At 68.3% G+C, this 26,899-nt stretch carries 28 protein-coding genes; 15 read left to right on the top strand and 13 right to left on the bottom strand.

Annotated elements, in window-relative coordinates:
* Nucleotides 1-90: 90 nt before the first annotated feature.
* A complete protein-coding gene (locus tag IBX22_RS14940) occupies nucleotides 91-1,410 on the bottom strand; it encodes a DUF445 domain-containing protein (RefSeq protein ID WP_194816176.1) in 1,320 nt (439 codons plus the stop codon).
* Nucleotides 1,411-1,577: 167 nt separating this feature from the next.
* Here IBX22_RS14940 and IBX22_RS14935 point away from each other — a divergent pair, with 167 nt between their 5' ends.
* From IBX22_RS14935 to IBX22_RS14920, 4 genes are all read left to right on the top strand, one after another.
* Nucleotides 1,578-2,303, top strand: a complete 726-nt coding sequence (locus IBX22_RS14935) for a TetR/AcrR family transcriptional regulator (protein WP_194817695.1) — start codon at nucleotides 1,578-1,580, stop codon at nucleotides 2,301-2,303.
* A gap of 113 nt (nucleotides 2,304-2,416) precedes the next feature.
* Nucleotides 2,417-3,838 carry an AarF/ABC1/UbiB kinase family protein gene (locus IBX22_RS14930; RefSeq protein WP_194816175.1) on the top strand — a complete coding sequence of 474 codons (1,422 nt, stop codon included), beginning with the start codon at nucleotides 2,417-2,419 and terminating at the stop codon, nucleotides 3,836-3,838.
* A gap of 17 nt (nucleotides 3,839-3,855) precedes the next feature.
* A complete protein-coding gene (locus IBX22_RS14925) occupies nucleotides 3,856-5,106 on the top strand; it encodes a trans-acting enoyl reductase family protein (RefSeq protein WP_194816174.1) in 1,251 nt (416 codons plus the stop codon).
* 42 nt (nucleotides 5,107-5,148) lie between these two features.
* Nucleotides 5,149-5,781 (top strand): class I SAM-dependent methyltransferase, encoded by a 633-nt coding sequence (locus IBX22_RS14920; protein WP_194816173.1) that lies wholly within the window; start codon nucleotides 5,149-5,151, stop codon nucleotides 5,779-5,781.
* Here the strand turns inward: IBX22_RS14920 and IBX22_RS14915 are convergent.
* The gene (locus tag IBX22_RS14915; RefSeq protein WP_194816172.1) at nucleotides 5,778-6,830 is read right to left on the bottom strand and encodes an NAD(P)-dependent alcohol dehydrogenase; all 1,053 of its coding nucleotides are present in this window, start codon (nucleotides 6,828-6,830) and stop codon (nucleotides 5,778-5,780) included. The two genes, IBX22_RS14920 and IBX22_RS14915, sit on opposite strands and share 4 nt — an antisense overlap.
* A gap of 123 nt (nucleotides 6,831-6,953) precedes the next feature.
* On the opposite strand from IBX22_RS14915, the gene IBX22_RS14910 reads away from it, so the two are divergent.
* Nucleotides 6,954-8,099, top strand: coding sequence for a S1C family serine protease (locus IBX22_RS14910; protein WP_228538819.1), 1,146 nt, complete (start codon nucleotides 6,954-6,956; stop codon nucleotides 8,097-8,099).
* 18 nt (nucleotides 8,100-8,117) lie between these two features.
* Here IBX22_RS14910 and purU read toward each other — a convergent pair whose 3' ends face one another.
* Together purU and IBX22_RS14900 are read right to left on the bottom strand one after the other, a co-directional pair.
* A complete protein-coding gene (gene purU, locus IBX22_RS14905; RefSeq protein WP_194816171.1) occupies nucleotides 8,118-8,996 on the bottom strand; it encodes a formyltetrahydrofolate deformylase in 879 nt (292 codons plus the stop codon).
* 92 nt (nucleotides 8,997-9,088) lie between these two features.
* Entirely contained in the window at nucleotides 9,089-9,664 is a 576-nt protein-coding gene (locus IBX22_RS14900) for a GNAT family N-acetyltransferase (RefSeq protein ID WP_194816170.1), read from the bottom strand.
* Between the two features lie 163 nt (nucleotides 9,665-9,827).
* On the opposite strand from IBX22_RS14900, the gene deoC reads away from it, so the two are divergent.
* Complete coding sequence (deoC, locus tag IBX22_RS14895) at nucleotides 9,828-10,496, top strand: deoxyribose-phosphate aldolase (RefSeq protein WP_194816169.1); 669 nt, start codon at nucleotides 9,828-9,830, stop codon at nucleotides 10,494-10,496.
* A gap of 1 nt (nucleotide 10,497) precedes the next feature.
* Here the strand turns inward: deoC and IBX22_RS14890 are convergent, their stop codons facing one another.
* Both IBX22_RS14890 and IBX22_RS14885 read right to left on the bottom strand, forming a co-directional pair.
* Nucleotides 10,498-11,724, bottom strand: a complete 1,227-nt coding sequence (locus IBX22_RS14890; RefSeq protein ID WP_194816168.1) for an allantoate amidohydrolase — start codon at nucleotides 11,722-11,724, stop codon at nucleotides 10,498-10,500.
* Between the two features lie 46 nt (nucleotides 11,725-11,770).
* A complete protein-coding gene (locus IBX22_RS14885; RefSeq protein ID WP_194816167.1) occupies nucleotides 11,771-12,496 on the bottom strand; it encodes a DUF2993 domain-containing protein in 726 nt (241 codons plus the stop codon).
* 138 nt (nucleotides 12,497-12,634) lie between these two features.
* Here IBX22_RS14885 and IBX22_RS14880 point away from each other — a divergent pair, with 138 nt between their 5' ends.
* Together IBX22_RS14880 and IBX22_RS14875 are read left to right on the top strand one after the other, a co-directional pair.
* Nucleotides 12,635-13,243 (top strand): hypothetical protein, encoded by a 609-nt coding sequence (locus tag IBX22_RS14880; protein WP_194816166.1) that lies wholly within the window; start codon nucleotides 12,635-12,637, stop codon nucleotides 13,241-13,243.
* Between the two features lie 65 nt (nucleotides 13,244-13,308).
* Nucleotides 13,309-14,823 carry a hypothetical protein gene (locus tag IBX22_RS14875; RefSeq protein WP_194816165.1) on the top strand — a complete coding sequence of 505 codons (1,515 nt, stop codon included), beginning with the start codon at nucleotides 13,309-13,311 and terminating at the stop codon, nucleotides 14,821-14,823.
* On the opposite strand, the gene IBX22_RS14870 is transcribed toward IBX22_RS14875, so the two are convergent.
* From IBX22_RS14870 to IBX22_RS14860, 3 genes are all read right to left on the bottom strand, one after another.
* On the bottom strand, nucleotides 14,820-15,632 hold the full coding sequence (locus tag IBX22_RS14870; protein WP_309234618.1) for a class I SAM-dependent methyltransferase: 813 nt from the start codon (nucleotides 15,630-15,632) through the stop codon (nucleotides 14,820-14,822). The two genes, IBX22_RS14875 and IBX22_RS14870, sit on opposite strands and share 4 nt — an antisense overlap.
* The gene (locus IBX22_RS14865) at nucleotides 15,602-16,123 is read right to left on the bottom strand and encodes a DUF2505 domain-containing protein (RefSeq protein ID WP_194816164.1); all 522 of its coding nucleotides are present in this window, start codon (nucleotides 16,121-16,123) and stop codon (nucleotides 15,602-15,604) included. Before IBX22_RS14865 ends, IBX22_RS14870 begins: the two co-directional genes overlap by 31 nt.
* 118 nt (nucleotides 16,124-16,241) lie before the next feature.
* Nucleotides 16,242-16,730 (bottom strand): DUF2505 domain-containing protein, encoded by a 489-nt coding sequence (locus IBX22_RS14860; RefSeq protein WP_194816163.1) that lies wholly within the window; start codon nucleotides 16,728-16,730, stop codon nucleotides 16,242-16,244.
* A gap of 91 nt (nucleotides 16,731-16,821) precedes the next feature.
* Here IBX22_RS14860 and IBX22_RS14855 point away from each other — a divergent pair, with 91 nt between their 5' ends.
* Both IBX22_RS14855 and IBX22_RS14850 read left to right on the top strand, forming a co-directional pair.
* Entirely contained in the window at nucleotides 16,822-17,862 is a 1,041-nt protein-coding gene (locus IBX22_RS14855) for a UDP-N-acetylmuramate dehydrogenase (RefSeq protein ID WP_228539005.1), read from the top strand.
* 114 nt (nucleotides 17,863-17,976) lie between these two features.
* A complete protein-coding gene (locus IBX22_RS14850) occupies nucleotides 17,977-19,158 on the top strand; it encodes an Ig-like domain-containing protein (protein WP_194817692.1) in 1,182 nt (393 codons plus the stop codon).
* Between the two features lie 21 nt (nucleotides 19,159-19,179).
* Here IBX22_RS14850 and IBX22_RS14845 read toward each other — a convergent pair whose 3' ends face one another.
* Both IBX22_RS14845 and lysA read right to left on the bottom strand, forming a co-directional pair.
* The gene (locus tag IBX22_RS14845; RefSeq protein WP_194816161.1) at nucleotides 19,180-19,917 is read right to left on the bottom strand and encodes an SDR family NAD(P)-dependent oxidoreductase; all 738 of its coding nucleotides are present in this window, start codon (nucleotides 19,915-19,917) and stop codon (nucleotides 19,180-19,182) included.
* A gap of 53 nt (nucleotides 19,918-19,970) precedes the next feature.
* The gene (gene lysA / locus IBX22_RS14840; RefSeq protein WP_194816160.1) at nucleotides 19,971-21,311 is read right to left on the bottom strand and encodes a diaminopimelate decarboxylase; all 1,341 of its coding nucleotides are present in this window, start codon (nucleotides 21,309-21,311) and stop codon (nucleotides 19,971-19,973) included.
* Between the two features lie 162 nt (nucleotides 21,312-21,473).
* On the opposite strand from lysA, the gene IBX22_RS14835 reads away from it, so the two are divergent.
* The 5 genes from IBX22_RS14835 to IBX22_RS14815 all read left to right on the top strand — a co-directional run bounded on the left by IBX22_RS14835 (nucleotide 21,474) and on the right by IBX22_RS14815 (nucleotide 26,065).
* On the top strand, nucleotides 21,474-22,292 hold the full coding sequence (locus IBX22_RS14835; protein WP_194816159.1) for an alpha/beta fold hydrolase: 819 nt from the start codon (nucleotides 21,474-21,476) through the stop codon (nucleotides 22,290-22,292).
* Nucleotides 22,293-22,432: 140 nt separating this feature from the next.
* A complete protein-coding gene (gene mshA, locus IBX22_RS14830; protein ID WP_194816158.1) occupies nucleotides 22,433-23,785 on the top strand; it encodes a D-inositol-3-phosphate glycosyltransferase in 1,353 nt (450 codons plus the stop codon).
* 52 nt (nucleotides 23,786-23,837) lie between these two features.
* Nucleotides 23,838-24,335, top strand: a complete 498-nt coding sequence (locus tag IBX22_RS14825; protein ID WP_194816157.1) for a YbjN domain-containing protein — start codon at nucleotides 23,838-23,840, stop codon at nucleotides 24,333-24,335.
* A 75-nt stretch (nucleotides 24,336-24,410) separates the two neighbouring features.
* Nucleotides 24,411-25,304: an ROK family protein gene (locus IBX22_RS14820; RefSeq protein ID WP_194816156.1), complete on the top strand. Its 894-nt coding sequence runs from the start codon at nucleotides 24,411-24,413 to the stop codon at nucleotides 25,302-25,304.
* A gap of 23 nt (nucleotides 25,305-25,327) precedes the next feature.
* The gene (locus tag IBX22_RS14815) at nucleotides 25,328-26,065 is read left to right on the top strand and encodes a phosphoglyceromutase (protein WP_194816155.1); all 738 of its coding nucleotides are present in this window, start codon (nucleotides 25,328-25,330) and stop codon (nucleotides 26,063-26,065) included.
* Nucleotides 26,066-26,117: 52 nt separating this feature from the next.
* Here IBX22_RS14815 and IBX22_RS14810 read toward each other — a convergent pair whose 3' ends face one another.
* Together IBX22_RS14810 and IBX22_RS14805 are read right to left on the bottom strand one after the other, a co-directional pair.
* Complete coding sequence (locus IBX22_RS14810) at nucleotides 26,118-26,366, bottom strand: hypothetical protein (RefSeq protein ID WP_194816154.1); 249 nt, start codon at nucleotides 26,364-26,366, stop codon at nucleotides 26,118-26,120.
* Between the two features lie 70 nt (nucleotides 26,367-26,436).
* A complete protein-coding gene (locus IBX22_RS14805) occupies nucleotides 26,437-26,838 on the bottom strand; it encodes a hypothetical protein (RefSeq protein ID WP_194816153.1) in 402 nt (133 codons plus the stop codon).
* Nucleotides 26,839-26,899: the final 61 nt, after the last annotated feature.

The raw sequence follows: 26,899 nt of genomic DNA, 5'->3' as shown, positions 1-26,899 counted from the left end.
AAGCACCCTGTTAGCACCGATCCGGCAAATGCCGAGCGGCGCTCTATCAGCAGTGCTCGCAACGGTTTTCATGGTGCGATTTACTGCTCGTCAGCCGTGGAACAGCAACTGGGAAATCGTGTAGATGACGAGCCCGGCGAGCGCGCCGACCACCGTGCCGTTGATGCGGATGAATTGCAGATCACGCCCGACCTGCAATTCGATCTTGTTGCTCGCCTCCTCGGCGTCCCACTTGGCCACGGTATCGGTGACCAGGGTGGTGATCTCGGCGGCGTAGTTCTGCACCAGGTAGCGCACGCCGCGATCGAGCCAGCCGTCGACTTTGTCGCGCATGGCGTCGTCGTCGCGCAGCCGCTCACCGAGCTGCTGCACATTCTCCGCCACCTTACGGCGCAGCGTACTGCTCGGATCGTCGGCCGACTCCAGGATCAGCCGTTTCGCCGCGCGCCACGTGGCCTCGGCCATCCCGGTGATTTCCTCGCGGCCCATCACCTGCGCCTTGATCCGTTCCGCCTTTTTGATCATGGCGTCGTCGTGCTGCAGGTCGTAGGCGAATTCCTCCAGGAAACGATTCGCCGCCAGGCGCACCTCATGCTCCGGATTGGAACGCACCTTCCAGGTGAACTCCACCAACTCCCGGTAAATCTTTTCCGCCAGCAGGATATTGGCGAATTTCGGGGCCCAGGACGGCGCGTCGCGCATGACGATCCGGTCGATGGTTTCCTGGCTGCCCAGCGCCCACTGGTGCGCGCGTTCGGCGAGCATGTCCAGCAGCGCCAGCTGCCGGTTGTCGGCGAGCAGTTCGGCCAGCACCCGGCCGATCGGCGGGCCCCACTGCGGTTCGGCGATCCGCTTGACGATGGTGTTGTCGATGATCTGCTGCACGTCCTCGTCACGCAGCACGCCGACCACCGCGCGCAGGATCGTCGAACTCTCCTCCGCCACGCGGGCCGCGTGCCCCGGATCGGCCATCCAGCGCCCGATCCGCAGCGAGACCTCCGCCGACTGCACCTTCGCCGAAACCACCTCGGGAGCAAGGAAGTTGGTGCCGACGAAACTGCCCAGGCTGGCGCCGAGCTGGTCTTTCTTCTTCCGGATGATCGCGGTGTGCGGGATCGGCAGGCCGAGCGGATGCCGGAACAGCGCGGTCACCGCGAACCAGTCGGCCAGGGCGCCGACCATGCCGGCCTCGGAGGCGGCCCGCACGTAGCCGACCCAGTCGCCGCCCTGCCCGCGCGATTCCAGCCAGCGGCAGAACAGGTAGACCAGCGTGGCGAAAGCCAGCAGCCCGGTCGCGAACGCCTTCATCCGGAACAGGTCGCGCCGTTTGCTCTCGTCGTCGACGAAGAAACCATTGGGCACGGATGGGACGGACGGGGCGGGCGCAAGCGTCGTTGGCGCGTTCTCCATGGTGTCCATTCTGCTGTGTCGTAGTGACAGGGCCCCGGCGCGCGCGCCCGGAATGTGTGGGATGCCCCGCATCCAGGACCCAAACGTGACGCAGGGCGGTTGCCGGGACCTAAGCTGGGTGGCAAAACACCTGGTTCTCCGGAACCTCCGACCCGAGGGAGCTAACGCTGTCCACCGAAGACCTTGTCGACGTCGACGCACGTGGCGAGCGTCCGGCGGCGCGCGGCGGTGAAGCGGACGGCCGTAAGCGCCGGTGGCGCCAGCACAAGATCGATCGCCGTGAGGAACTTGTCGACGGCACCCTGGCAGCCATCCGCAAACGCGGCAGCAACGCCGGCATGGATGAGATCGCCGCCGAGATCGGCGTCTCCAAAACCGTGCTCTACCGGTACTTCTCCGATAAGAACGACCTGGTGCACGCGACCATGCAGCGGTTCATCGAGACCACGCTGATGCCGCGGGTGTACGGCGCGATCAACCTCGACGCCGCCGAATACGACCTGGTCCGCTCGGCGCTGGCCGAATACGTCGGCACCGTCGACGAGGACCCCGAGGTCTACCGGTTCATCATGGGCAACGGCTCGGGTGACCAGTCCTCGCTCGCGGAGTTCGAGAAGCTCTTCGCCGAGGTGGTGTCCACGGTCATCATCGATCGCGGCCGGGCGCACGGCGCCGAGACCGAGGGTGCGCTGCTGTGGTCGTATGTGCTGGTCGGCGGCATCCAGCTGGCCACGCACTGGTGGACCACGGACAAGACGATGTCGCGCGATCAGGTCATCGATTACCTGACCATGATGGCGTGGAGCGCGATCGAGGGCATGATGCGCGCGGGCGGTTCGCCGGCGAAGTTCGCCCAGATGCCGCATGTGTTACCGGAGCAGGAAGCAGACTGAGCGGTCTGGGTGTGACGGGCGACTCGCCCGCCTTGCGCGGTTGGTTAGTCTGAGACGGATGCGGTGCGCCAGGGGGCACCGTCTGCGCGGTCGGCACCAACGGAGGTACCTCGATGGCGAAGCAAGTCCCGACTTCCCGGCTTGCTCGTGGCACCAAACTGGGTGCCGTTGCTGCCAGTTCGGTGCTGCGTACCCAGCGCACGCGCCTGTCCATGCGCGGCAGATCCGAGGCCGTACGCGCGAAGATGGCCGAGGAGTCGATGATCCGCACCACCGAGCAGGTGGTCATGGTGCTGGGCACCATGAAGGGCGTCGCCATGAAACTGGGCCAGATGCTCTCGGTGCTGGATCTGGATCTGGTGCCCGAGGCGCACCGGGAACGGTTCCAGAAGCGGCTGGCCGTGCTGCGCGACTCGGCGCCGAACGTGTCGTTCGAGGCGATGAAGCAGGTCATCGAGGAGGATTTCGGCCGCCCGCTCGACGAGGTGTTCGCCGAATTCAACCCGGAAGCGGTCGCGGCGGCCTCCATCGGCCAGGTGTACCGGGCGCGGCTGCACGACGGCCGCGATGTCGCGGTGAAGGTGCAGTACCCCGGCATCGATGCCGCGGTGCGCGCGGACCTGAAGAACCTCAACATGTTCCGCAAGGTGCTGCAGTCGGCGCTGCCCTGGGTGACGCCGGCGGTGCTGGACGAACTGCGGCTGAACATGGAGGGCGAACTCGACTATCACGCCGAGGCCGCCACCCAGTTGCAGATCGCCGAGCTCTACGCCGGGCACCCGTTCATCGTGGTGCCGCGGTCGATGCCGGAGCTGAGCTCGACCCGGGTGCTGGTCAGTGAATACCTGCCGGGCAAGGGCTTCGAGGAGATCCGGCAGCTGCCCGACGCCGACCGGAATCGGGTGGGCGAGATCATCTACCGGTTTTATGTGGGTTCGCTGTTCACCTTCAACGAGTTCTGCGGCGATCCGCACCCCGGCAATGTGATGCTGGCCGACGACGGACGCGTCGGCTTCCTGGACTTCGGGCTGTTCAACCGGATGGACCCGGACTATGTGAAGTTCGAGGCGATCTGCCTGCGCGCGGCCGCGGAGGACCGCGCGGAAGACTTGCAGCAGTTGATGATCGAGCGCGGCGTGATCGGCTCCCCGGAGGAGGTCGGCCCGGAGGAATGCCTGGAGTATGTGCTGGCCGCCTCGGAGTGGTGCCTGATCGACGAGGAACTCACCATCACACCCGATCTGGCCAGTGGCGCGTTCCTGCTCGCCGTCGACCCGCGCGCCAGCGAGTTCGCCGGCATGAAACAGCAGAACCTGCCGCCGGAGCACCTGTTCTCGCGGCGCGCGGATTTCCTCACCTTCGGCATGCTGGGCCAGCTCAACTGCACCGCGAACTGGCATCGCGTCGCCCGCGAATGGCTCTACGACGAACCGGCGGTCACCGAACTCGGCAAAATCCACGCCGAATGGTTGGCCGAGCATCCGCCGGTAATCCCCAAGAAGAAGACGCGCGCCAAGCGCCCCCGACGTACCTGAGCGAAAGAGTCTTTCACATGGCAGAGAACCGAGAATTCGATCTGATCCTGTTCGGTGCGACGGGTTTCGTCGGCAAGCTCACCGCCGAGTACCTGCGCGACGCCGCCCCGGTGGAGGCCCGGATCGGGCTGGCCGGGCGGTCACTGGACAAGCTGACCGGGGTACGCGCGGAACTCGGTGCGGGAGCTGCCAATTGGGGTCTGGTCGTGGCGGACTCCACTGATCAGGAAGCGCTGGACGCGATGGCGTCGCGCACCAAAGTCGTTGTCACCACGGTCGGTCCGTACCTGCGCTATGGCATGCCGCTGGTCGCGGCGTGCGCCAAGGCGGGCACGCACTACGCCGACCTCACCGGTGAGCCACTGTTCATCCGCGACGCCATCGACGGGTATCACGACGAGGCCGTCGCCAGTGGCGCGAAGATCGTGAATTCCTGTGGGTACGACTCGATTCCGTCGGACCTGAGTGTCTACCAGCTGTATCGGGCCACGGTCGCCGACAACACCGGTGAGCTGCTGGACACCACGCTGATCGCGTCGGCGAAGGGCGGCGTCAGCGGCGGCACCATCGATTCCGGGCGGGCCATGATGGAGGCCATCGCCGAGGATTCCTCGAAGGCCTCGGTGATGATGCATCCGTACTCGCTGAGCCCGGACAAGTCGATGGACCCCGACGTCGGCCGGCAGTCCGATCAGGCGCTGGAGCGGGCCAGCAATATCGACCCGAGCCTGGACGGCTGGGTGTCGACCTTCGTCATGGCCGCGCACAACACCAAGGTTGTGCGGCGCAGCAACGGCCTGCTGGGCTGGGTGTACGGCAAGAACTTCCGCTACCGCGAGGTGATGAGCGCGGGCAAGTCGGCCGCCGCGCCGCTGGTCGCCGCCGGTATCGCGGGCGGCATCGTCGCGACCATGGCGGTCGGCTCGGTGCTGTCGCGCGCCGAGGTGGGGCGCAAGCTGCTGGACCGGGTGCTGCCGAAGCCGGGCACGGGACCGAGCGAAAAGGCCCGCAACAGTGGGTGGTTCACCATGAAGACCTACGCGCGCACCACCTCCGGCGCGAAGTACCTGGCCACGTTCTCCGGCAAGGGCGACCCGGGCTACAAGGCCACCGCGGTCCTGCTCGGCGAGTCCGGGTTGTGCCTGGCGCTCGACACCGGCAAGCAGCCGGAGCTGGCGGGCATCCTCACCCCGGCCGCCGCGATGGGTGACGCGCTCACCGAGCGCCTGCGGGCCGCGGGCATGACCATCGAAGTCGAGCGTGCCTGAACACTTTTCGCCTCCGGAACTCCCCAACGACGAGGAGCCCCAATGAATCTGGCCCGGCGCGCCATGAATCATCCCGCCCTGGCTGCTGTCTACGAACGAGCGTGGCGACCCGCCGCGTTCTTCGTCGCCAGCGGCCGCACGATGGAAACCGATCGGCGCGATGCCGTCCGGCAGCTCCGGCTCGACGGGTCGAAGCGGGTGCTCGATATTGCCTGCGGCCCCGGCAATTTCACCCGGTATCTGAGTAAGACGCTGTCCGGCAACGGTTTCGCGGTCGGCCTGGACTACTCCGAAGCGATGCTGGCCCGTGCTGTCGTCGACAACACGGGCCCGCGGGTGGGCTATCTACGCGGTGATGCCGCCCGATTGCCGTTCGCGGACGGCACTTTCGACGCGGTGTGCTGCTTCGGCGCGCTCTACCTGATCCCGGACCCGATCACCGCCACCCGGGAGATGGTGCGGGTGCTGGCGCCGGGCGGCCGGATCGCGATCAGCACCAGCCACCGGGACAACTCACCGTTCGGGCAGGTCAGCAAGGTTGTCGGCGGCTGGAGCGGATTGCGGGTCTTCGACAGCGAGACCTTCCCCGGCCTGTTCGCGGAAATGGGGCTCGCCGACGTCGAGCAGCAGGTGCACGGCCTGCTGCAGTACGTCAGCGCGACCCGTCCCGCCTAGATGGTGGCCGTGTCGATGACGAAGCGGTAGCGCACGTCGCTGGCGACCACCCGGTCGTAGGCGTTGTCGATCTCGTCGGCGGAGATCACCTCGATCTCCGCGCCGATCCCGTGCTGGGCGCAGAAGTTCAGCATCTCCTGGGTCTGGGCGATACCGCCGATCATCGAGCCCGCCAGCGAACGCCGGTAGCCCGCGATGGTGAAAGGCTTGACGGACAAAGGCTTTTCGGGCAACCCGAGGATCACCAGCGTGCCGTTCAGGTTCAGCAACCGCATGTAGCTGTCGATCGGCAGATCCGCGGACACCGTATTGATGATCAGATCGAAGCGATTGCGCAGTTCCTTGAAGGTCTGCTTGTCGTTGGTCGCGTAATAGTGGTGCGCGCCGAAGCGCTTGCCGTCCTCCTGCTTGCTCAGCGAATGGCTGAGCACCGTGACCTCCGCGCCCATGGCCGCGGCGATCTTCACCCCGACATGCCCGAGCCCGCCCATGCCGATGATCGCGACCTTCTTGCCGGGACCGGCGTTCCAGTGCCGCAGCGGCGAGAACAGCGTGACGCCGGCGCACAGCAGCGGCGCCGCGACGTCCAGGCCGATGCCCTCCGGGATCTGCAGCACGAAGTTCTCGGTCACCACGACCTGGGTCGAATAGCCGCCCATGGTGTAGCCCTCCGGCTGCACGGACGGATCGACCTCGGCGTTGTAGGTCATGGTGTTGCCGTTGGCGCAGTACTGCTCCTCGTCGGCCAGGCACGGGCCGCACTTGCCGCAGGAATCGACCATGCAGCCGACACCGACCCGGTCGCCCACCTTGTGCTTGCTGACGGCGCTGCCGACGGCCGCGACCAGGCCGGCGATCTCGTGGCCCGGCACGCACGGATATTTGGTGCCGCCCCACTCGTCGCGCGCGGTGTGGATATCGGAGTGACAGATACCCGCGAACTTGACGTCGATGAGGACGTCGTGCGGGCCGAGCTCCCGTCTTTCGATGGTGACCTTCTCGAAGGCGCCGTCCGGCGCGGGGATGGCATAGGCTGCGGCGCTCGTCATGAATACATGCCTACCGCCGCATGCCTCGGTTTGCCAAGCGCCCCCGGTGGGGATTGCCATTCGGTGGTGGTGATTGTTCCGCCACAATGGAGAGCGGTGTGTCCTCCGGAGGTAGGAGCGGCGATGGACGAGCAGTGGCGCTACATGAGCGATGACGCCCGGCCGCCGCGCACCGACCGGTCGGGCGGGGGCGGCCGGGTGGTTGCCCTGATGGTGGTCGTCATCCTCGCGGTGACGACGTTCCTGGGCTTCCGCGCGGAACTACCCCAATGGGCACCGTTCGCCGGCCCGGAGATCGTCGACGCCACCTACACGACCGAGCCGATCCCCACGCTGGACGCGCCCACCGTCACCGCCGCCGTCCGGCCTGCCCTGGTCCACATCAGCACCTCCACCCGACCGTTCGGGCTGGGGGCTGCCGGTTCCGGGATCGTGCTCACCGCCGACGGACAGGTGCTGACCAGCCATCACGTGGTCAAAGGCGCGGACACGGTCACGGTGACCGATGTCGGCAACGGCGAGGTCTACCAGGCCAGCGTGCTCGGCTACGACTCCGCCGCCGACATCGCCCTGCTCGAACTGTCCGGCGCGGCCGGGCTGGCCACCGCCACCATCGGCAATTCCGGCGACGTCCGGATGCGCGACGATGTCCTCGCCATCGGCAACGCGGGCGGTATCGGCGGTCAGCCGACGGCCATCCCGGGCACCATCACCAATCTGGATTCCACCATCGTCGCCCTGAATTCGGCCGACCTGTCCCGAAAAGCCTTGTCCGGCATGTTCGAAATCGCCGCCCCCGTGTCCTCGGGACAGTCCGGCGGTGCCTTGGCCGACCGCAACGGCACCATCGTCGGCGTCATCACCGCCGCCTCCGGCGACCCCGCCCAGAGATCCGCCGACGACGCCAACGGCTACGCGGTCCCGATCGACAGAGCGATGCGCATCGTGCGCCAAATCCGTTCCGGCACACCCACCGAGACCGTGCACATCGGCCCCACCGCGACCCTCGGCGTAATCGCGTCCAACGCCGAGCCCACCGGCGCCGGCGCCCGGGTCGAAGCGGCCATCTACGGCATGCCCGCGCACGCCGCCGGGCTGCTGGAAGGCGAGGTCATCACCGCGCTCAACGATCGGGCGGTCACCACCATCCAATCCCTGCACGCCGCGCTGAACATGTACCGGCCCAACGAAACCGTGAAGCTGATGGTTACCGGCCCCCGCGGGGACCGCACGGTGCACGTGGTGCTGACCGTCGGGCCGCCCAACTGAGACGCGGTGCGGGACCGGTCAGTTGAAGACGACGGTGCGGCGGCCGTGGACCAGGACTCGGCCCTCGAGGTGCCAGCGGAGGCCGCGGGCCAGGACGACGCGCTCGATGTCACGACCCTGACGGACCATGTCGCGGACGTCGTCGGCGTGATCGATGCGGGAGACGTCCTGTTCGATGATCGGGCCCGCGTCGAGTTCGGCGGTGACGTAGTGGCAGGTCGCGCCGATGAGTTTGACGCCGCGGGCGAAGGCCTGGTGATACGGGCGGGCGCCGACGAAGGAGGGCAGGAAGCTGTGGTGGATGTTGATGGCCTTGCCGGCCCAGTGTTCGCACAGCTCGGCCGGGAGGACCTGCATGAAACGGGCCAGGACGACGGCGTGCGGGTCGTGGGAGTCGACGAGCTTGCGGACTTCGTCGAAGGCGGGGCCGCGTTCGGCGGGGTCCTTCGGGAATTCGACGTGGTGGAACTGGATGCCGTGCGCCTCGGTCATGGTCGCGAGGTCGGGATGGTTACCGATGACGGCCTCGATGGTCGCGGGTAGCTCGCCGCTGGTGGCGCGGCCGAGCAGGTCGTGCAGGCAGTGGCCGTCCTTGCTGACCAGCAGGACGATGCGGCGCTTGGCGCCCGAGTCCAGCAGGTCCCACTCGGTATCCGGCCCCAGCTCCGCGGCGACTCCGGCGAAGCGGTCGCGTAGTTCCGCCAGGTCGAACGGCACCGTCGACGTTTTGATCGCCTGACGGGTGAAGAACCAGCCGCTGTCGGTGTCGGAGTGGTAGCCGGCCTCCACGATCGAGCCGCCGAACTCGGCGATGAACGAGGTGATCCTGGCGATGATGCCCGGTTTGTCGGGGCAGCCCAGGGTCAGCACATAGCGGCGGTCGTCGGACGAACTCATCCGGCCATTCTCCCGCAACCCCGTCATCCCGGCGCACGCCGGGATCCAGGTGCGCCCCGGGCTGGGTGCGGGCGCCGCGGCCCGCGCTTCGGCTACAGCTTGTAAAACGGTTCGGCGTAGCGGAATTCGCCGCTGATCTGCGGTTCGTAGGCGGTGAGGGCGCGGATCTGGAAGTGCGAGGTCCAGCTGGGTTCGCTGGGTGCGATGCCGAGGCGCGCGGCGGGGACGAAGCCGAATTGGGGGTAGTACTCGCGGCTGCCGAGCAGGCCGACGAGCGGCTCGTCGAGGGCGTCGGCGGCGCCGAGGGCGGCGTGCATCAGGGCCGCGCCGGCACCGGCGCCCTGGTGTTCGACGCGGACGCCGATCGGGCCGAGCGCGAGCACCGGGTAGGGGCCGACGGTCGCGCGGGTCAGGCAGACGTGGCCGATCACCGTGTCGTGTTCGACGAGGACCAGCGACAGCGTCGGGATCCAGCCGGAATCACTGCGCAGCCGGGTGACCAGCTCCACCTCCGGCGGCTCGGCCATGGCGCTGCCGCCGCGTTCGGCGGCCTCTGGATCGTCTTGAAACGCGACCGCGTCACCGTTGGTGTACTGCGGTCCGAATGCGCTGCGATGCACGGCGGCAATCTGGATGACATCGTCGGCGCGTTCGCGACGGATCAGCACGTGTCGTAACCTCCGAACCAGTTGGATCAACCGCACACGCTCTACAGGCGACCCTAAGAGTGTGCGGGAAGCCACCGCACGCCCGCAACGGAATTCACGCAACCGCCCGGCCGGCAACGCTCCGTCCGTCCCGCGCGCCGGCCTTGTGCGAGACTCTGACCCCATGGCCGATTCCTCCGCACTGACCCGGGCCGACGTGGCCGCGATGATCGATCACACCCTGCTCGCTCCAGAGGCGACTGCCGCCGACGTCGCGGCGCTGGTGGAGGAGGCGCGCCAGCTCGGTGTGTACGCGATCTGCGTGTCGCCGTCGATGCTGCCGGTGCGCGCCACCGGCCTGGTGGTCGCGACCGTCGCGGGTTTCCCCTCGGGCAAACATCATTCGCTGATCAAGGGCGCCGAGGCCAGGTTCGCCGTCGATCAGGGCGCCGCCGAGGTGGACATGGTCATCGACGTGGGCGCGGCCGTCTCCGGTGATTTCAACGCCGTCCTCGCCGACATCATCACGGTCCGCGAAGCCACCGCCGACCGCGCCGTGTTGAAGGTGATCATCGAATCGGCGGCCCTCCCGGACGAGGCGATCGTGCAGGCCTGCCGCGCCGCCGAACAGGCAGGCGCCGATTTCGTGAAGACCTCCACCGGTTTTCACCCCGCGGGTGGGGCCAGCGTGCACGCCGTGCAGCTGATGGCCGAGGCTGTCGGCGGCCGCCTCGGGGTCAAAGCCAGCGGCGGTATCCGCACCTCGGAAGCCGCCGCGGACCTGATCGCCGCCGGTGCGACTCGTCTGGGCCTGTCCAAGTCGCGCGCGGTATTGGACGGTTTTCCCGCCTGACTCAGGGAACGGTGATCCAGTCGGTCAGCACGGCAGCGAGCGCCTCGGCGCCGGCGCGGCAGTCTTCCGGGCGGGCGTATTCGGCGGGGGAGTGCGAGATGCCGGTGGGGTTGCGCACGAACAGCATCGCGGTCGGGACCTGGGCGGAGAGGATGCCCGCGTCGTGGCCCGCGGCGGTGGGCAGGACGGGGATGTCGCCGAGATGTCCGAGCGCGCGGTTGATGCGGGCGCGCGGCGCGGCGGGGAATTCGACTATCGGGGTGATGGATTCGGCTTCGACGCGGAGCTCGATGCGGTCGCCAGCGGCATGCTTGTGGGCTTCGGAGGTGATCTGCTCGACGAGGCGGGTGAGGGTGGGTTCGTCGGTGGCGCGGGCATCGAGCCAGGCCAGGATCTCGGAGGGGATCGCGTTGGCCCCGTTGGGCAGGACGCGGAGTTTGCCGAAAGTGGCGACGGCGGCATGTAATTCGGCAGCCTGGCGGGCGGTGTGCACCGTGGAGGCGTAGGCGAGCATGGGGTCGCGGCGATCGATCAGCCTGGTGGCGCCCGCGTGATTGGCTTCGCCGGTGAAAGTGAACAGCCAGCGGCCGTGCGGCCAGATGGCGGAGGCGACTGCCAGCGGCTGGTCCACCAGATCCAGGGCCCGGCCTTGCTCGACATGCAGTTCGACGTAGACGCCGACCCGGTCGGACAGCGTCGGGTCGGCGCCGAGGTGCCGGGGATTGCGGCCCGCGCGGGTCAGCGCTTCGGCCAGGGTGATGCCGTCCGCGTCCCGCAGGGCCAGTGCCCGTTCGGGTTTCAGCGCACCGGTGGTGAGTTGTGAACCCACACAAGCGACTCCGAAACGTGCGCCTTCCTCGTCGGAAAATGCCACGACCGCGACCGGGCGATGCGGCTCGATACCCTGGGCGCGCACCAGATCGATCGCGGCGAAGGCGGACACCACGCCCAGCGGCCCGTCGTAGGCCCCGCCGTCGGGCACCGAATCCAGATGCGATCCGGTCACGAACGCGTCCACCGGATCGCCCTGCCACCCCGCGGGCAGCCACCAGGCCCACAGATTCCCGTTGCGGTCCTCCTCGACGGACATCCCGCGCTCTCCGGCACACCCGATGAACCATTCGCGCAGGGTCAGATCCGCGTCGCTCCAGGCGAATCGGCGGTATCCACCGGTAGCCGGCTCACGACCGACTTCGAGGATCGAATCCCACAGCGCGTCGAAGGTCATGCTGCGTAGTGTGCGCCGCGCGGTCGGGTTCCGCTGCGGTTCCGGATCAGCAGCTGACGCTGGTATTGCCCTGCGAGGCGGGCAATTCCGAGCGGCCACCCGACAGCTTTACGGCGATCCCGTCGTCGGTCACGCTGATCGAGGTCGGCTTCATGTCGAACGGGTAGCTCTGCAGGCTCTTGGAGATCACGTCCACGATGCCCTGCACCAGGTCGGTGGGCAGGCCGATGCCGAGCAGCGCGGCCGACTGCGTCTCCACTTGCACCACACCGTTGGTCACCACCGGCTTGACCTGGAGTTCGGCCAGTCCGCCCAGCACCTTCAGGGTGAGCATGCCGCTCGACTTCGACGAGGTGACGCCGGTGACCAGGCCCGCGAGGGTTTCCTTGATACCCGCGTTGCTCCAGTCGACGTCGGCCGAGGAGCTGCCGATAGTACCGCCGCCGCGCCCTTCGTCGACCACCTCGAGGTCGTCGAACTTGGCGTGCACCACCATGCCGACCGCGGGGCCGAACTTGGTGTCGTCACTGTCGACGGTGACCCGGCCGACCTTGCCGTCCAGGTAGGTGATCAGCAGCGGCTTCACGCCGAACCCCACGTCGATCTTCGAGCCCATCTCCTGCTCGAACTGCGCGGAGATGCAGGAGGCGACCCGGTGGCGGGCGTAGGCCTCGCCGCCGATCAGGAGCGCCGCGAGGAGCGCGACGACCACGGCGAGCGCGATCGTCAGGGTGCGCCGGCTGACCCGAGAGGGAGGTGGGGCTGTGTTCATGCGCCCGATTCTTCCCGACGATTTTGTGTCGGCTCTGTGGGCGCGCTGAGGAGATGACTACAGGCGGTGCCGGTCAGGACGGTGAACGCGCCCTCGATTGTGATATGTGACACAAGATTCGAGCGTAGCCTGATTGCCATGGCTGGCGATGCGGGGGGCCGCGCACCCGAATCCGTGGATCATGGGTGGCGTGTCTTGCGGCGACTGGCCGCGAGGCACGCCGGCTTCTTCACGACCCGGCAGGTGCTGCGCACCGGATGTGAGACACGGGTCCGTGCCGGACTCGGCGACGGCACGGTGGTCCGTGCCGGGGTCGGCCTGCTCCGACTAGCCGAATGGCCGGATGGACCGCTCGACGAGTACGCAATGTGGGCAGCCTGGTTCGACGGCGCCGCCGCCGTTTCCCATCAGAGCGCCGCGGAATTGCACGGAATCGGCAGCCTGCGCCCCCGGTTCCTGCACCTGTCCGTCGGCGCGGGCCGCCCGCCGGTGACACCGCGCCTGGTGGTCCTGCGCCGTTCCCTGGTCGGCGCCGACGTGGAATCGGCCGGGCCGTTCCTGGTGACCACCCCGGTGCGCACGGTGCTGGATCTGGCCGAGGCCGATATCGGCCAGACCGCGCTCGACGAGGTGATCGGCGACGCGGTCGCCATCGACCGCTGCGGCCGCGACGAAATCCATTCCGCCAGTGTGCGGCTGCCACCCCGGGCCGCCGGCCGTATCCATCGCGCCCTGACCCGATTGTGAGCGGCTATCGGACAGGGCCGTCATCCTGGTGCGCCGGACGCTCGATCGTGGCAGGGTGATTGATCATGGGGACGATGGGCCAGGGCAGGTGGGATCTCGTTTTTCCGTCCGGCGCGCCCGAGCGGGTGGGCGACATGTTCGCCACCGCGGTGGTCGCCGACGCGGTCCGCGCACACGACGCCGACCTCGCGCAATCGGTGGAATCCTGCCGTGATTGGGACCGCCGCTACCGCACCATCTTCCGGTCCATGACCGCGCTCGGCACCTGCTCACCGGCGCACGCTGCCGGAATCGCCGCCGACGGCCTGACCTCGGCCCGCGGCCTGCTCCAGTTCGTCACCGAGTACGTCGTCGCACCGCTGGACAGTTTCGATGTCAGCGCGGTCCAGCAGCCCGAACCCCTGGACACCGGCCGCATCGACGGCAGCGCGAAACCGCCTGCTCGGCTGGAGGTTCCGTATCAGGGGGCGATCCTCGCCGAGGAGAGCTTGCGTAGTCAGCTCACCGACTGGCGGCACCGCGGCATCATCGAACCGGGCTTCGCGGCGGCGGTCGAGCGGGTGATCGATCACCCGGAGTGGTTGTCGCTGCCCGGGTTTCGTGTCGTGGTGGCGGGCGCGGGCGAACTGGCCCCGGTGCGCCCGCTGTTGCGCTGGGGCGCGGATATTCTCGCCATCGCCCGCCCCGGACCCGCGCGGTGGAAAGAGCTCGAGGAGCTGGCGCGCGCCGGCGCCGGGGTGTTGCGCTACCCGATCACCCCGGGCCCGCGTCCGTTCAGCGGCGGGCCCGGCGCCGATATCACCACCCAGTTCCCCGCGCTGATGCATTGGCTGCGTGGCCATCTCGCGCCGGACGCGGACGGGGCGCGTCCGGTGTTCGGCGGCTACGCGAACCGGTTCGGACCCGGCGGGGTCCGGCTGGCCGCCGCCATCGATGTGCTCGCCGAGGACCTGCTCGACTTCCGGCCCGACGCCGCACTGGCTGTCCTCGGTTCGCCGACCGACTGCTACGCCGTGCCGGAATCGGTTGTCGCCGACGCACATCAGCGCCTGCACGCCCGCGGCGCCCGCCGCCTCGGCCAGGACCTGCTGCGCCTGCTCACCAGATCGGCGCTCTACCAGCCGAACTACGGCGTCCGCCTGACCGACGAGGCTGGCGAACTCTGGAGCGTCGCCGACGCGATGATGCCCGCCCAGGGCCCGAATCACGTCCTGGCACAACGTATCCAGCGCTGGCGCGGCGTGCTCGCGCACAGCTCCGGCCGTGCCGTCTCCTGCAATGTCGCGCCCCTCATCTGGACCCGCAACCTCGCCGCGCAACCCCGGTTGGCCGCCGCCTACCGCAGCGCCCACCGGTTCGGCATCGAAATCTTCGAAGCCGAAACCGCCCGCACCCTGCTCGCCGCGAAACTCGTTGCCGACCTCACGGCCCCGCCGGAGGACGCCGAGGTCAACCCCGAGGGCTTGTTCGCGCTGGGCGCGGCGCACAGCGGCCTCTGGCGGCAGCCCTTCGAGCCGCGCTCGTTCCTGCCGGTAGCCGCACTGTCGGGGCGGGTCCGCTCGCTGCTCCGGCGAACCTAAACTGCCGCGGTGTCTTTCGGCGCCACCGTCGACCACGGCACCGACAGCACGCAATCGCGCATCCGCCGCCGATACTCCCGGATCGGAAAACCGTCCTCCCGCAAGTACTTCGACGCTTGCCGCCAGCGCACGCGCGGACCGAACGGCGCCAGCGGCGCCGCCCGCGCCCAGGCCCGGTCCGCCGCGGTGAGCAGCGCGTGCACCGGTTCACCGGGAATGTTGCGGTGTATCAACGCTTTCGGTAGTCGCTCGGCGATATCGGACGGCTTGTCCACCGTGAACGGATCCCAAGCCAAGGTCAGCGACCGCGGGCCGGAACGGTCCAGCAGCACCCAGGCGCAGCGGCGGCCCAGCTCATCGCAGGTTCCGTCGACCAGCAGCCCGTCCGGCGCCAGCCCGGACAGAATCCGCGCCCAGGCGTCGGGCACCGCCGCCTCCGGGTATTGCCGCAGCACGTTGAACGCGCGCACCAAAACCGGTCGCAGCCCGGCCAATTCGAAGCCGCCGCGCGCGAAAGTCACGCCGTCGCGACCGGGCACGACCCGGTCCGGATCGATCTCCAGCCCGACGACCCGGACATCCGGGCGCACCGTGCGCAGCCGGGCCGCCAGCTCGAGTGTCGTCCACGGACTGGCCCCGTAACCGAGATCCACCACCAGCGGATCCGCGGCGGCCAGCAGCCGCGCGGTGACCAGCTCGTCGTGAACCAGCCATCGATCGCTACGCCGCAACCGATTGACCCCGGTGGTGCCCCGGGTGATGTTCCCGAGTGGCTTGCTCAGCTGGTGGGGTTGCGAGCTTCCAGCCACTTCACCGTCTCTTCGGCTTCGGCGCGGAACAGGTCGACCAGGTTCACCAGCATCAACTGCTCCAGCCGCGGACCGACCATCGGAATGAACACCTTCGCCTCCGGCGAGAAGCGCATGGTGCAGCCGGTTTCGGTGGGGAACAGGCGAACTCCGCCGCCGAGGCTACCGGGGCCGGCCGGGATGGACGCCGAGAACTTGCCGACGGTTTCCGCGCCGTCGAACGGGCCCCAGCTCTCCTTGCGGGTGATGATCATGTCCTTGCGCATCACGGCCTGCGCGATCTCGGGCAGCATCTCCCGCGGCAGCGTGTGGTGCAGCACGACCTCGATGCCCGAGTCGCTCACGTCGAGGCTGACGACCTCGTTACCCGGCGTGTACTTCCGCATTTCCGCGACCCGCGCTTCCCAATACTCACGAGTCGAGAGCGCCTCGTAGAGCTCTTTGGTGGTGTGCAGCGGGTACCGAGCGGAGTAGTCCAATCGACGTGCCATGCCCGCACACGTTACCGGGATCGATTGCTGGCCCATCGCTCGGCGCGCATCTCACAGCGGGCGCGGCCGAACTTTGGCCGGGACCACAGATCAGCTGATGGTTCCGGCCGCAGCGCGACTATCGGTGCGAGGCGATCCAGGTGTTGGTGAACTCTTCCTCGGACTGCAGCAGCTCGGTCAGGCGCTCCTGGATGGCCTTCTCGATCTTGCCGCCGAACAGCGGAACCTTCACCTCGATATCGCCCTGCACGGTCGCGGTCGAACCCGTGCCTGCATCGGTCAGGGCGACGGTGCCGCGCACCTGGGCGGGGGCGCCTTCGACGGTCGCCTCGAAAGTCGCCGAATCGCCGGTCCAGCTTTCCACCCGCGGGATGATCAGATCGCCGGGGCGCACCGCGGTGATCGCGGGCGGCAGCAGCTCGGCGGCGATGGCCTGCACCAACTCGACCCGCACCTGATCACCGTTGGCGCTGAACGAATTCAGCTTCGCGTTGTCCCCGCCGACCTCGGCGATGCGATCTTTCCAGTACTGCTCATCGGCGAACGCCGCGCGGACGGCGGCGGCCGGGTGGGAGTAGCGAGCCGTGTACGCCAAGGGTGTAGCCATGGACGAACACGCTACCGTCTGGGGCGTGCGAACTTCACGGGTGGTGTCATCGGACAATTTGCGCGAATTGCTGGCCGGAAGCGGCGCGGAATTGCGTGAATCGGTGCGGCTCGCGGACCTGACGACGCTGCGGGTCGGCGGTCCGGCGACGGTCGCCGAATGCGCCTCCACGGAGGCGCTGGTGGCGACGGTGCGCGCGCTCGACAGCAAGGGCATTCCGGTGCTGTTGATCGCGGGCGGATCCAATCTCCTGATCAGCGACGACGGTTTCGACGGCGTAGTCGTCAAGGTCGCGACGACGGGTGTCGAGCTCGGTGCCGACGGTGTGATCGCCGAGGCGGGCGCCAATTGGGACGGTGTCGTCGCGCAGACGATCGACGCGGGCTTCGGTGGGCTCGAATGTCTTTCCGGCATACCGGGTTCCGCGGGTGCGACCCCGGTGCAGAACGTGGGGGCCTACGGCGTGGAGGTCGCGAGCCTGCTGCGCCGGGTGGAACTCCTGGACCGCGCGAGCGGTGCGACCCGCTGGGCCGAACCCGCTGAACTCGGTTTCGGATACCGCACCAGCAAGCTCAAGCACAGCGATGACGCGGTCGTCCTCAGGGTCGAGTTCGCGCTGGACCCGTCCGGCACCAGCGCCCCGCTGCGCTATGGCGAGCTGGCCACCACGCTGGCGGTCACCGACGGTGGCACCCGTCCGGCCGCGCAGGTCCGGGCCGTGGTGCTGCGGTTGCGTGCGGGCAAGGGCATGGTGCTCGATCCGGCCGATCACGACACCTGGAGCGCGGGCTCCTTCTTCACCAATCCGGTGGTGCCGCACGCGCGCGTAGACGAGATTCGGGCGCTGATTACCGCCCATGTGGGCGATGTCACGATTCCCACTTACCCGGCGCCCGACGGCGTCAAATTCTCCGCGGGCTGGCTCATCGAACGGGCCGGTTTCGGGAAGGGTTTCCCGGGGCCCGAAGCGCCGGCCCGGCTGTCCACGAAACACACGCTGGCCGTGACGAACCGGGGGGCTGCCACCGCGGGCGAGCTGGTGGCCTTGGCCCGGAAAGTGCGCGAGGGTGTGGAGGCCCGCTTCGGTATCCATCTGGAGCCGGAACCGGTGACGGTCGGCCTGACCCTCTAACCAGGCAAAACGGGCATCCTGCCGCTTTGATAGCCGATCGAACTAACCCTCGCGGGTAAATTCGAGACAGTGAACAACCGTCCCGTGATCCGCAGACCGGTCGGCGTCCTGTCGATGCTTCTCCTCGTAGTCATCGCCCTTGTGGCGGGCTGCTCGAAGGAGGAGGGCGGTCACGCCGAGGCGGGCGGCCCGGTCGCGAAGGTGACGATCACCCCCGGCAGCGACGCGGAGGACGTCAATCCGACCGCGCCGGTCTCGGTCGACGTCAGCAATGGCGTCATCGATCAGGTCGCCCTGAGCAACGCCGGCGGTAAGCAGGTCAAGGGCGAATTGAGCCCGGACAAGCGCAGTTACAAGATCACCGAACCGCTCGGCTACGACGCGGCCTACACCTGGACCGGTACCGCGCGCGGCGCCGACAACCAGCCGGTCCCGATCGAGGGCACCTTCCACACGGTGGCCCCGAAGTCCACCGCCGGTGCGACCTTCCAGATCGCCGACGGCCAGGAGGTCGGCATCGGTGCGCCGATCATCCTGCAGTTCAAGGGCCACGTCTCGAACAAGGCCGAGGTGGAGAAGGCCATCACCGTCACCACCAACCCGCAGACCGAAGGCGCGTGGGCCTGGTTCCCCGACGACAACGGCGGCTCCCGCCTGCACTGGCGGCCCAAGAACTACTGGCAGCCCGGCACCACCGTGCAGGTCTCGGCCAAGCTCTACGGGCTGGACATGGGCGACGGCCTGTACGGCGACTCCGACCTCACCTCCGACTTCACCATCGGCCGTAGCCAGATCGTTAAGGCCAACGCCCCCAGCCACCGCATGCAGGTGGTCCGTGACGGGCAGGTCGTGATGGACTTCCCGGCCAGCTACGGCGAGGGCAACGAGCCGCGCAACGTGACCCGCTCCGGTATCCACGTGGTCAGCGAGAAGCACGAGCTCGTCAAGATGTCGAACCCGCCGTTCTACACCAATGTCGACGAGCGCTGGGCCGTGCGCATCTCCAACAACGGCGAGTTCATCCACGCCAACCCGGAATCATCGGCCGCGCAGGGCAACTCGAACGTCACCAACGGGTGCATCAACCTGTCCACCGAGAACGCGCACGAATACTTCGTAACGGTGCTCTACGGCGACCCGGTCGAGGTCACCGGCACCTCGATCCCGCTGTCGGCGTCCGACGGGGACATCTACGACTGGACCATCTCGTGGGAGCAGTGGAAGACGATGTCGGCGGCGCAGGGCAAGCCCGCCCAGATTTCGGCCACCCCGGTCGCACCGGCCGCGCCGCGGTAAGCGCCGAGAACGTCGCGGCGTTCAGCTGCGGCGAGCGAACCGGCCGGCTTCGGTCCCCTGATCCCGCGGCCGGACGATGATCTGATCCAAATTCACATGCGGCGGCCGCGACGCCACGAACCCGACGATCTCCGCGACGTCCGCCGCCACCAGCGGATCGATACCGTCGTACACCTTCGCGGCCCGCTCCTCATCACCGTCGAACCGCACCAGCGAGAACTCGGTCTCCACCGCACCCGGCGCGATCTCGGTGAGCCGCACCGGCTTTCCGAGCAGCTCGCCCCGCAGCGTCCGATGCAGCACCGCCTGCGCGTGTTTGGCGGAGGTGTATCCGGACCCGTTGTCGTAGTGCTGGAACGCGGCGACCGAGGTGATGGTGACGATCAGCCCGTCGCCGGAACCGATCAGCTTCGGCAGCAGCGCCTTGGTGACCCGCAACGTGCCCAGCACGTTGGTCTCCCACATCCAGCGCCAGTCGTCGAGATCGGCCTCGGCCACCGTGGCCAGGCCTTTCGCGCCGCCCGCGTTGTTGACCAGCACCGCGGCCTCGGGCACGGCGTCGCAGAACGCGCGCACCGATTCGTCGGAGGTGACATCGAGTTCCAGTGCGGTGCCGCCGATTTCGTCGGCGAGGCGCTGGAGCCGGTCGAGCCGGCGCGCGCCGACGTAGACGTGAAACCCCTGCTTGGCGAGCTCCCGGGCGGTGGCTTCGCCGATGCCCGAACTAGCCCCGGTCACTACCGCGCTGCGCTTACTCATGAGCACCGATCCTAGGTGCCAGCTGTTTGCCAGGCCCGGGGATGTCGCCTGGATCACCCCACGTCGCGGCTCAAGAGATCGGCGGCGGTCTCGCGCCGGAGCAGCTCCCGGCAGCGGCCGTCCTTGATCGCGACGATCGGCGGCCGGCCGACACCGTTGTAGGTGGAGGCCAGGCTGTGGTGGTACGCGCCGGTGACGGGCACCGCGAGCACCTCGCCGGGATGCAGGTCCGCGGGCAGCCGCACGTCGGCGGCGAGAATATCGCCCGCCTCGCAGTAGCGACCGGCGATGGTGGCGGTCATTTCCGGCCCGATGGGATGGCGATTGGCGAGCACGGCGTCGTAGCGCGCGCCGTACAGCGCGACGCGCGGGTTGTCGCTCATCCCGCCGTCGACGGTGACGTAGGTGCGGCCGCCGTCGATGCGCTTGACCGACAGCACCCGGTACAGCGTCAGCCCGGCCCGCGCGACGATGGCCCGGCCCGGTTCCAGCGCGATCCGCGGGCGCGGGAAACCGTGCCGCGCACAGGCGGCGTCGAGCGAGTCTTCGATGACATCGGCGAGTTCCGGCAGATCCATCTCGGGGTCACCGCAGCGGTAGGCCACCGCGTGCCCGCCGCCGAGATCCAGTTCGGCCAAGGTGTGGCCGTGCTGGTCGCGCACGGCGGCCATGGCGGCGACGAGGCGCCGGACCGCCTCGCCGTAGGGGAAGGTGTCGTGGATCTGCGAACCGAGGTGGCAGTGGAAGCCGACGAGCCGCAGATTCGGCTGGCGCAGAACGCGTTCCACGGCTTCGGCGGCGAGCGCGCTACCGACCGGGAAGCCGAATTTCTGGTCGGCTACGCCGGTGCGGACGGCGGGGTGGGAGTCGATATCGATGTCGGGGGAGATGCGCAGCAGCACCCGCTGCGGCCGCGTGGCCAGCGCCGCGATCAGCGGGATCTCGTTCAGCGAATCGATGACGATCCGGCCGACACCGGCGTGCACCGCGGCCCGCAGTTCGTGGCACGGTTTGCCGTTGCCGTGCAGCACGATTCGTTCCGGATCGACACCGGCCGCCAGGGCGATGGCCAGTTCGCCCGCGGAGCAGACGTCGAGGGAAAGCCCTTCGGCGGTCACCCATTCGGCCACCGCACGGGTCAGCAGCGCCTTGCCCGCGTAGATGATCTCCGCGTCCGGGAAATGCTTCCGGTAGGACCGGCAGCGGCCGCGCACCTCGTCCTCGGCGAGCACGTAGGTGGCGGTGCCGTACTGGTCCGCGATGTCGGCGAGGGCGACCCCGGCGACGGTGATCCGGCCGTCGGCGTCGTAGTGGGTGTCGGCCGGCCACACCGTGGGGGCCAAGCGCGGTGCCATGGTCGATCCCAGCGAAGGAAACATGTCGAGCAGGGTCACGGTGTCTCCAGATGTTGTCCCCGCTGTTCGGTATGCGGGGCCGATGTCAGGACTACGCCGGTCGCCGCGCGGTCGGTGCGACCACTAACGCTGCCTTGACGCTCGGTGGCGCAATCTTGACGCCGCATTTGCCCGGGCCGGGTGCCCGCTAGCCTGTGGGACATGGCTATACGGGAAGCGGTCAGCGCGGACGGAACCACCATCGTCTACCAGGTGAACGGGCCCGCCGACGCGCGCCCGCTGGTGCTGGTGCACGGCTGGTCGGCCAATCTGCGCTGCTGGGGCGCCGCCGCCGACGACCTGGCCGAGCGCTACCGGGTAATCGCCCTCGACCTGCGCGGCCACGGCTACTCCGACATCCCCGCCGCCGGATACGACGACCCGAAGAACTGGGCCGCCGATATCGCCGCCGTCCTGACCGCCGAGAGCATCGACACCGGCGCTGTACTGCTCGGCTGGTCCTACGGCGGCATCGTGATCAGCGACTACCTGACCGCCTTCGGCACCGGAGCGGTCGCCGGGGTGATCTACACCGGTTCGATGGCCAATATCGGCCGCGCGCCCGGCGCGGAAACCGGAACCGCGATGAACGCCGCGATCCCCGGGGTGTTCGAGGAGAGCGCGGGCCGCGCCACTCGCGCGTTCGCCGCCTTCGGCAATGCCAACACCGGCCCCGGCGCGGACAAGGGCGTCGACGCTCAGCGCTTGTTCGGCGGCAGCCTGTCCACCCCGCCCGCCGTCCGCAAAGCCCTGTTCGTCCGCACGGTCGACAACACCGAAACCCTGCGCAGCCTGGATATCCCGGTGCTGGTCCAGCACGGCACCGCCGACCCGGTGGTGCCGATCGCCAACGGCCGCTACATCGCCGAGGCTGTCCCGGACGCCCGCATCTCGACCTGGGACGATGCCCAGCACGGCCTCTTCATCGAGGACCGCCCCCGATTCGTCGCCGAGGTAACCGAATTCATCGACAACCTCTGAGGCATCGATAGCGAATTCGTCTAATAGCACATACTTTCGAGTTCAGCACCCTGAGCGGCGTGATCGTGCTCACAAAATCCCTGTGATCGCGGTCACTTGCCCCGCTCCGGGCCGTCTGGGCCGGTGATGCACCGTGCACTATGGATGATGTGAGTCAACGCCCGGACCTACGGCCGAATCGGATCGCCGTGTTGTCGGTGCACACCTCACCACTTGCCCAACCGGGCATGGGTGACGCGGGCGGGATGAACGTCTACGTCCTGCAAACGGCCCTGCAACTGGCCCGGCGCGGTATCGAAGTGGAGATCTTCACCCGCGCGACCTCGTCGAATATGCCGCCCGTGCAGGAGGCGGCGCCCGGGGTCCTGGTGCGCAATGTGGTGGCGGGCCCGTTCGAGGGCCTGGACAAGCACGAACTGCCGACCCAGCTGTGCCCCTTCACCGCCGAGGTGCTGCGCCAAGAGGCGCGGCACCTACCCGGCTATTACGACCTGGTGCACTCGCACTACTGGCTGTCCGGGCAGGTCGGCTGGCTGGCCCGGGACCGCTGGCGGGTGCCGCTGGTGCACACCGCGCACACCCTCGCCGCGGTGAAGAACCGCGCGCTCGCCGAAGGTGACTGTCCCGAACCCGCCACCCGGGAAATCGGCGAGAAGCAGATCGTCGTCGAAGCGGACCGGCTGGTCGCGAACACCGCGGAGGAGGCCCGGCAGCTGATCGAGCTGTACGGCGCCGAAGCCCGCCACATCGACATCGTCCCGCCCGGCGCCGACCTCGGCAGATACCACCCCGGCGACAAGCTCCGCGCCCGCGCCGCACTCGGCCTGCGCCCCGACGAGCAGATCGTCGCGTTCATCGGGCGCATCCAGCCGCTGAAGGCGCCGGACGTCCTGATCCGCGCCGCCGCCGTGCTGCTCGACGAAGACCCGCAGCGCAACCTGCGCGTGCTGATCGTCGGCGGCCCCTCCGGCACCGGCCTGGAACGTCCGGATTCGCTGATCCGCCTGGCCGCCGAACTCGGCATCGCCGACCACGTCACGTTCCTGCCGCCGCAACCGCCGGACCGCCTGGTCGAGGTGTATCGGGCCGCGGATCTCGTTGCGGTGCCCAGTCATAACGAATCCTTCGGCCTGGTCGCGATCGAAGCGCAGGCCAGCGGCACCCCCGTGCTCGCCGCGGACGTGGGCGGACTCAGCACCGCCGTGCGGCACGGCGAGACCGGCCTGCTGGTGCCCGGCCACTACATCCCGGACTGGGCGGCCGCGCTCGGCTCCCTGCTCGACGACCCGAATCGACTACGCCGGATGAGCGCCGGCGCGGTGCGGCACGCCCGGAACTTCTCCTGGGAACACACCGCGGACGGTCTGCTCGCCAGCTACTCGGCCGCGCTGGGTGACTTCCACGCCGCACTCGCGCACCGGGAAGGCCACGACGTGTTGCTCAACGGGCTCTACGGCGTCCCGGGCGATCGCACGCGCACTGCGTCTATCTAGCGGATTCGGGTATCCGATACTGAGGATCCCCAACGACAGGAGTACAACGCCGATGTCGGTGCAAGCCACCGCGCAGCTGATCGACGAGACGCTGCGCGATCGGGAAATCGAATACAGCCGCACCGGCGAGGACGTTTTCGTTGTCATCCTGCCGGGTGAGCGCAAGCTCAAGACGACGGTGATGCTCACCGTCGGCAAGCACGGTCTGCGCATCGAATCGTTCGTCTGCCGCAAGCCGGACGAGAACTTCGAAGGCGTCTACAAATTCCTGCTGCGCCGCAACCGCCGCCTCTACGGCGTGGCCTACACCCTGGACCGGGTCGGCGACATCTACCTCGTCGGCCGCATCGCCACGCACGCGGTGACCGCCGACGAGCTCGATCGCGTCTTCGGGCAGATCCTCGAGGCCGTCGACGGCGACTTCAATGTGCTGCTGGAGCTGGGCTTCGCGGAATCCATTCGCAAGGAATGGAAGTGGCGGGTCTCGCGCGGTGAGTCGCTGAAGAACCTGCGCGCTTTCGAACATCTGGTGGACGCCTCCGACAAGTAGGCCCGCGCCCAATATGATCCTTCGGGCCGCCGCGAACGCGGCGGGCACGATGCTGCTGTCGGAAGTGGGGGCCTGATGACCATTCTCGCGCTGGATATCGGGGCGACGAAGATCGCTGTCGGCGTGGTCGGAAACGACGGGATGACCCAGGAGGTCGGCCGCATCCAGGTGCCGGCGACCGGGGTCTGGGAGGCGTGCCAGGAGCTGCTGCTGTCCGTCGCGGGGGACGACGACGTGCCGATCATCGGCATCGGCACGGCCGGGCCGGTGGACGCGCCGTCCGGTTCGTTGTCGCCGCTCAACATTCCCGAGTGGTCGAGCGGCTTCCCGATCGTGTCCGCGGTGAAGGAGCTGTTCCCTTCCGCCTCGGTGCGTTTCGCCATCGACGGGGTGTGCCTGGCGCTGGCCGAGCGGCATTTCGGCGCGGCCCGGCAGACGCCGGACGCGCTGGCCATGACGGTGTCCTCGGGCATCGGGGGCGGCGTGATCGTCGGCGGCATGGTCGCGGTCGGGCACACCGGTAATGCCGGGCACATCGGGCACATCGTGGTTCCCGGTTCGATGGATCCGTGCGCGTGCGGGGGCGTGGGCTGCGTTGAAGCCGTTGCGAGCGGGCCGTCTTCGGTGCGCTGGGCGCAGGGGCGGGGCTGGACCGGCACCACCGGTATCGAGCTGGCCGAGGACGCGCTGCACGGTGACCGCATCGCCAAGGCCGCGCTGCGCCGCGCGGGTATCGCACTGGGACAGGCGATTTCCTCGGCCGCGGCGCTGCTGGATGTCGACCTGGTCGTGGTCGGCGGCGGATTCGCGCAGGCGGGGGAGCCGCTGTGGCGGCCCATGCAGGAGTCGCTCGGCGCGCACGCCCGCATCGGATTCCTCAAGGATCTGAAAGTCGTGCCCTCCGAACTGCAGGACCGCGCCACCCTGATCGGCGCCGGTCTGCTCACCGCCCTCTCAGCGCCCGCCTGAGTTCGGCCTGCCAGAATGGCCCCATGACGTACACCCTCGTGCTGCTGCGCCACGGCGAGAGCGAATGGAACGCCCTGAACCTGTTCACCGGCTGGGTGGATGTGCACCTGACCGACAAGGGCATCGCCGAGGGCAAGCGCGCCGGCCAGCTGATGGCCGAAAAGGGTGTGCTGCCGGACATCGTGTACACCTCGCTGCTGCGCCGCGCCATCAGCACCGCCAACAACGCCCTCGACGCCGCCGACCGGCACTGGATCCCGGTGATCCGCGACTGGCGCCTGAACGAGCGCCACTACGGCGACCTGCAGGGCAAGAACAAGGCCCAGGTCAAGGAGCAGTACGGCGACGAGCAGTTCATGCTGTGGCGCCGCAGCTACGACACCCCGCCCCCGCCCATCGCCGCGGACAACGAGTACAGCCAGGAAGGCGACCCGCGCTACACCGGCATCGAGGTCCCGAAGACCGAATGCCTGCTCGACGTCGTCAAGCGGATGGTCCCCTACTGGGAGTCCACCATCTCCAAGGAACTCCTGACCGGCAAAACCGTCCTCGTGGCCGCCCACGGCAACTCCCTGCGCGCCATGGTCAAGCACCTCGACCAGATCTCCGACGACGACATCGCCGGCCTGAACATCCCCACCGGCATCCCCCTCGTCTACGAACTCGACGAAAACCTCCGCCCGATCCGCCCCGCCGTCTACCTCGACCCGGATGCCGCCGCCGCCGGCGCGGCTGCGGTCGCCAACCAGGGCGGCAAGTAACCAGCTGAAACACGAAGCGCCGTGGTCGGTTCGACCACGGCGCTTCGTCGTACTAACAGTCGGCCTCGAAGGATTCGTCGATCTCGGCGTCGGTCGGATAGCGGACTTCCTCGATCTGGATCGGTTCCAGCCCCAGATGCACCATGATCGCGGCGATGCCATGCGCCATCGTGATCATTTGACTGCCGAGCCGGGTCGAGTAAATCCGCACGCCCCGGATGTCTCTCGGCATGGTGTACTCGATATCACTCACGCGACCCTCCAGCTTGGTAACGCGACGATCGAGCTCGACGTACGTCATGAGATCCCCCTTGCTAGATCGAATGATGTTGGAAGGCTATCGGACGCCCACGACAAGAAACAGGCCGATTTCAGCGGCCACGAGTTTTGGCGGCGATCCAGTGTTCGGTCGATTTCGCCATCGCTAGGAGCAAGACGATCAGGGGAACGCCCGCCATCGGGAGCACCCAAGGGTCCTCTTCGCCAAGGGCTTTGACGGCGAGATACATGATTCCGAAAACGGAATCGATGATGACGAGCACCCGGCCGATCGCGGTGCGGAGAAACAACAGGCCCGCCCCGAGCAGCCAGGCAATCGCACCGACAGCGAATACCGGCCAGGTCGGGAAGACCTCCCCGCCTTGCAGTTCCGGGTAGTCCCTTGTCGCGGCGTCCAGCGCGATGGCTGCACACCACAGTCCGATGAGGAGTGCGATCACAGCGGCGCCGACCGCGGTACCGCTGTCGGTTGCACGTACCCGTGGGTCGCCCACTGGTGGTCCCTCCCCGAGTTCGAACTAGATCAGGAACGCTACCGGTCGGGGGCGGATTCGG

The organism is Nocardia sp. XZ_19_385 (genome assembly GCF_015355755.1).
Taxonomy (GTDB): Bacteria; Actinomycetota; Actinomycetes; order Mycobacteriales; family Mycobacteriaceae; genus Nocardia.
This window is presented reverse-complemented; position numbering and strand designations above follow the sequence as displayed.

Bases quoted from the DNA above. Each gene is read 5' to 3' on its own strand.
- IBX22_RS14925 (WP_194816174.1), top strand. From the start codon at position 3,856: ATGGCAGAGAACCGAGAATTCGATCTGATCCTGTTCGGTGCGACGGGT.
- mshA (WP_194816158.1), top strand. From the start codon at position 22,433: ATGGATGATGTGAGTCAACGCCCGGACCTACGGCCGAATCGGATCGCC.
- IBX22_RS14890 (WP_194816168.1), bottom strand. From the start codon at position 11,724: ATGACCTTCGACGCGCTGTGGGATTCGATCCTCGAAGTCGGTCGTGAG.
- IBX22_RS14850 (WP_194817692.1), top strand. From the start codon at position 17,977: ATGCTTCTCCTCGTAGTCATCGCCCTTGTGGCGGGCTGCTCGAAGGAG.
- purU (WP_194816171.1), bottom strand. From the start codon at position 8,996: ATGAGTTCGTCCGACGACCGCCGCTATGTGCTGACCCTGGGCTGCCCC.
- IBX22_RS14825 (WP_194816157.1), top strand. From the start codon at position 23,838: ATGTCGGTGCAAGCCACCGCGCAGCTGATCGACGAGACGCTGCGCGAT.
- IBX22_RS14815 (WP_194816155.1), top strand. From the start codon at position 25,328: ATGACGTACACCCTCGTGCTGCTGCGCCACGGCGAGAGCGAATGGAAC.
- IBX22_RS14820 (WP_194816156.1), top strand. From the start codon at position 24,411: ATGACCATTCTCGCGCTGGATATCGGGGCGACGAAGATCGCTGTCGGC.
- IBX22_RS14880 (WP_194816166.1), top strand. From the start codon at position 12,635: ATGGCTGGCGATGCGGGGGGCCGCGCACCCGAATCCGTGGATCATGGG.
- IBX22_RS14920 (WP_194816173.1), top strand. From the start codon at position 5,149: ATGAATCTGGCCCGGCGCGCCATGAATCATCCCGCCCTGGCTGCTGTC.
- IBX22_RS14885 (WP_194816167.1), bottom strand. From the start codon at position 12,496: ATGAACACAGCCCCACCTCCCTCTCGGGTCAGCCGGCGCACCCTGACG.
- deoC (WP_194816169.1), top strand. From the start codon at position 9,828: ATGGCCGATTCCTCCGCACTGACCCGGGCCGACGTGGCCGCGATGATC.
- IBX22_RS14845 (WP_194816161.1), bottom strand. From the start codon at position 19,917: ATGAGTAAGCGCAGCGCGGTAGTGACCGGGGCTAGTTCGGGCATCGGC.
- IBX22_RS14930 (WP_194816175.1), top strand. From the start codon at position 2,417: ATGGCGAAGCAAGTCCCGACTTCCCGGCTTGCTCGTGGCACCAAACTG.
- IBX22_RS14875 (WP_194816165.1), top strand. From the start codon at position 13,309: ATGGGGACGATGGGCCAGGGCAGGTGGGATCTCGTTTTTCCGTCCGGC.
- IBX22_RS14860 (WP_194816163.1), bottom strand. From the start codon at position 16,730: ATGGCTACACCCTTGGCGTACACGGCTCGCTACTCCCACCCGGCCGCC.
- IBX22_RS14810 (WP_194816154.1), bottom strand. From the start codon at position 26,366: ATGACGTACGTCGAGCTCGATCGTCGCGTTACCAAGCTGGAGGGTCGC.
- IBX22_RS14865 (WP_194816164.1), bottom strand. From the start codon at position 16,123: ATGGCACGTCGATTGGACTACTCCGCTCGGTACCCGCTGCACACCACC.
- IBX22_RS14915 (WP_194816172.1), bottom strand. From the start codon at position 6,830: ATGACGAGCGCCGCAGCCTATGCCATCCCCGCGCCGGACGGCGCCTTC.
- IBX22_RS14910 (WP_228538819.1), top strand. From the start codon at position 6,954: ATGGACGAGCAGTGGCGCTACATGAGCGATGACGCCCGGCCGCCGCGC.
- IBX22_RS14835 (WP_194816159.1), top strand. From the start codon at position 21,474: ATGGCTATACGGGAAGCGGTCAGCGCGGACGGAACCACCATCGTCTAC.
- IBX22_RS14940 (WP_194816176.1), bottom strand. From the start codon at position 1,410: ATGGAGAACGCGCCAACGACGCTTGCGCCCGCCCCGTCCGTCCCATCC.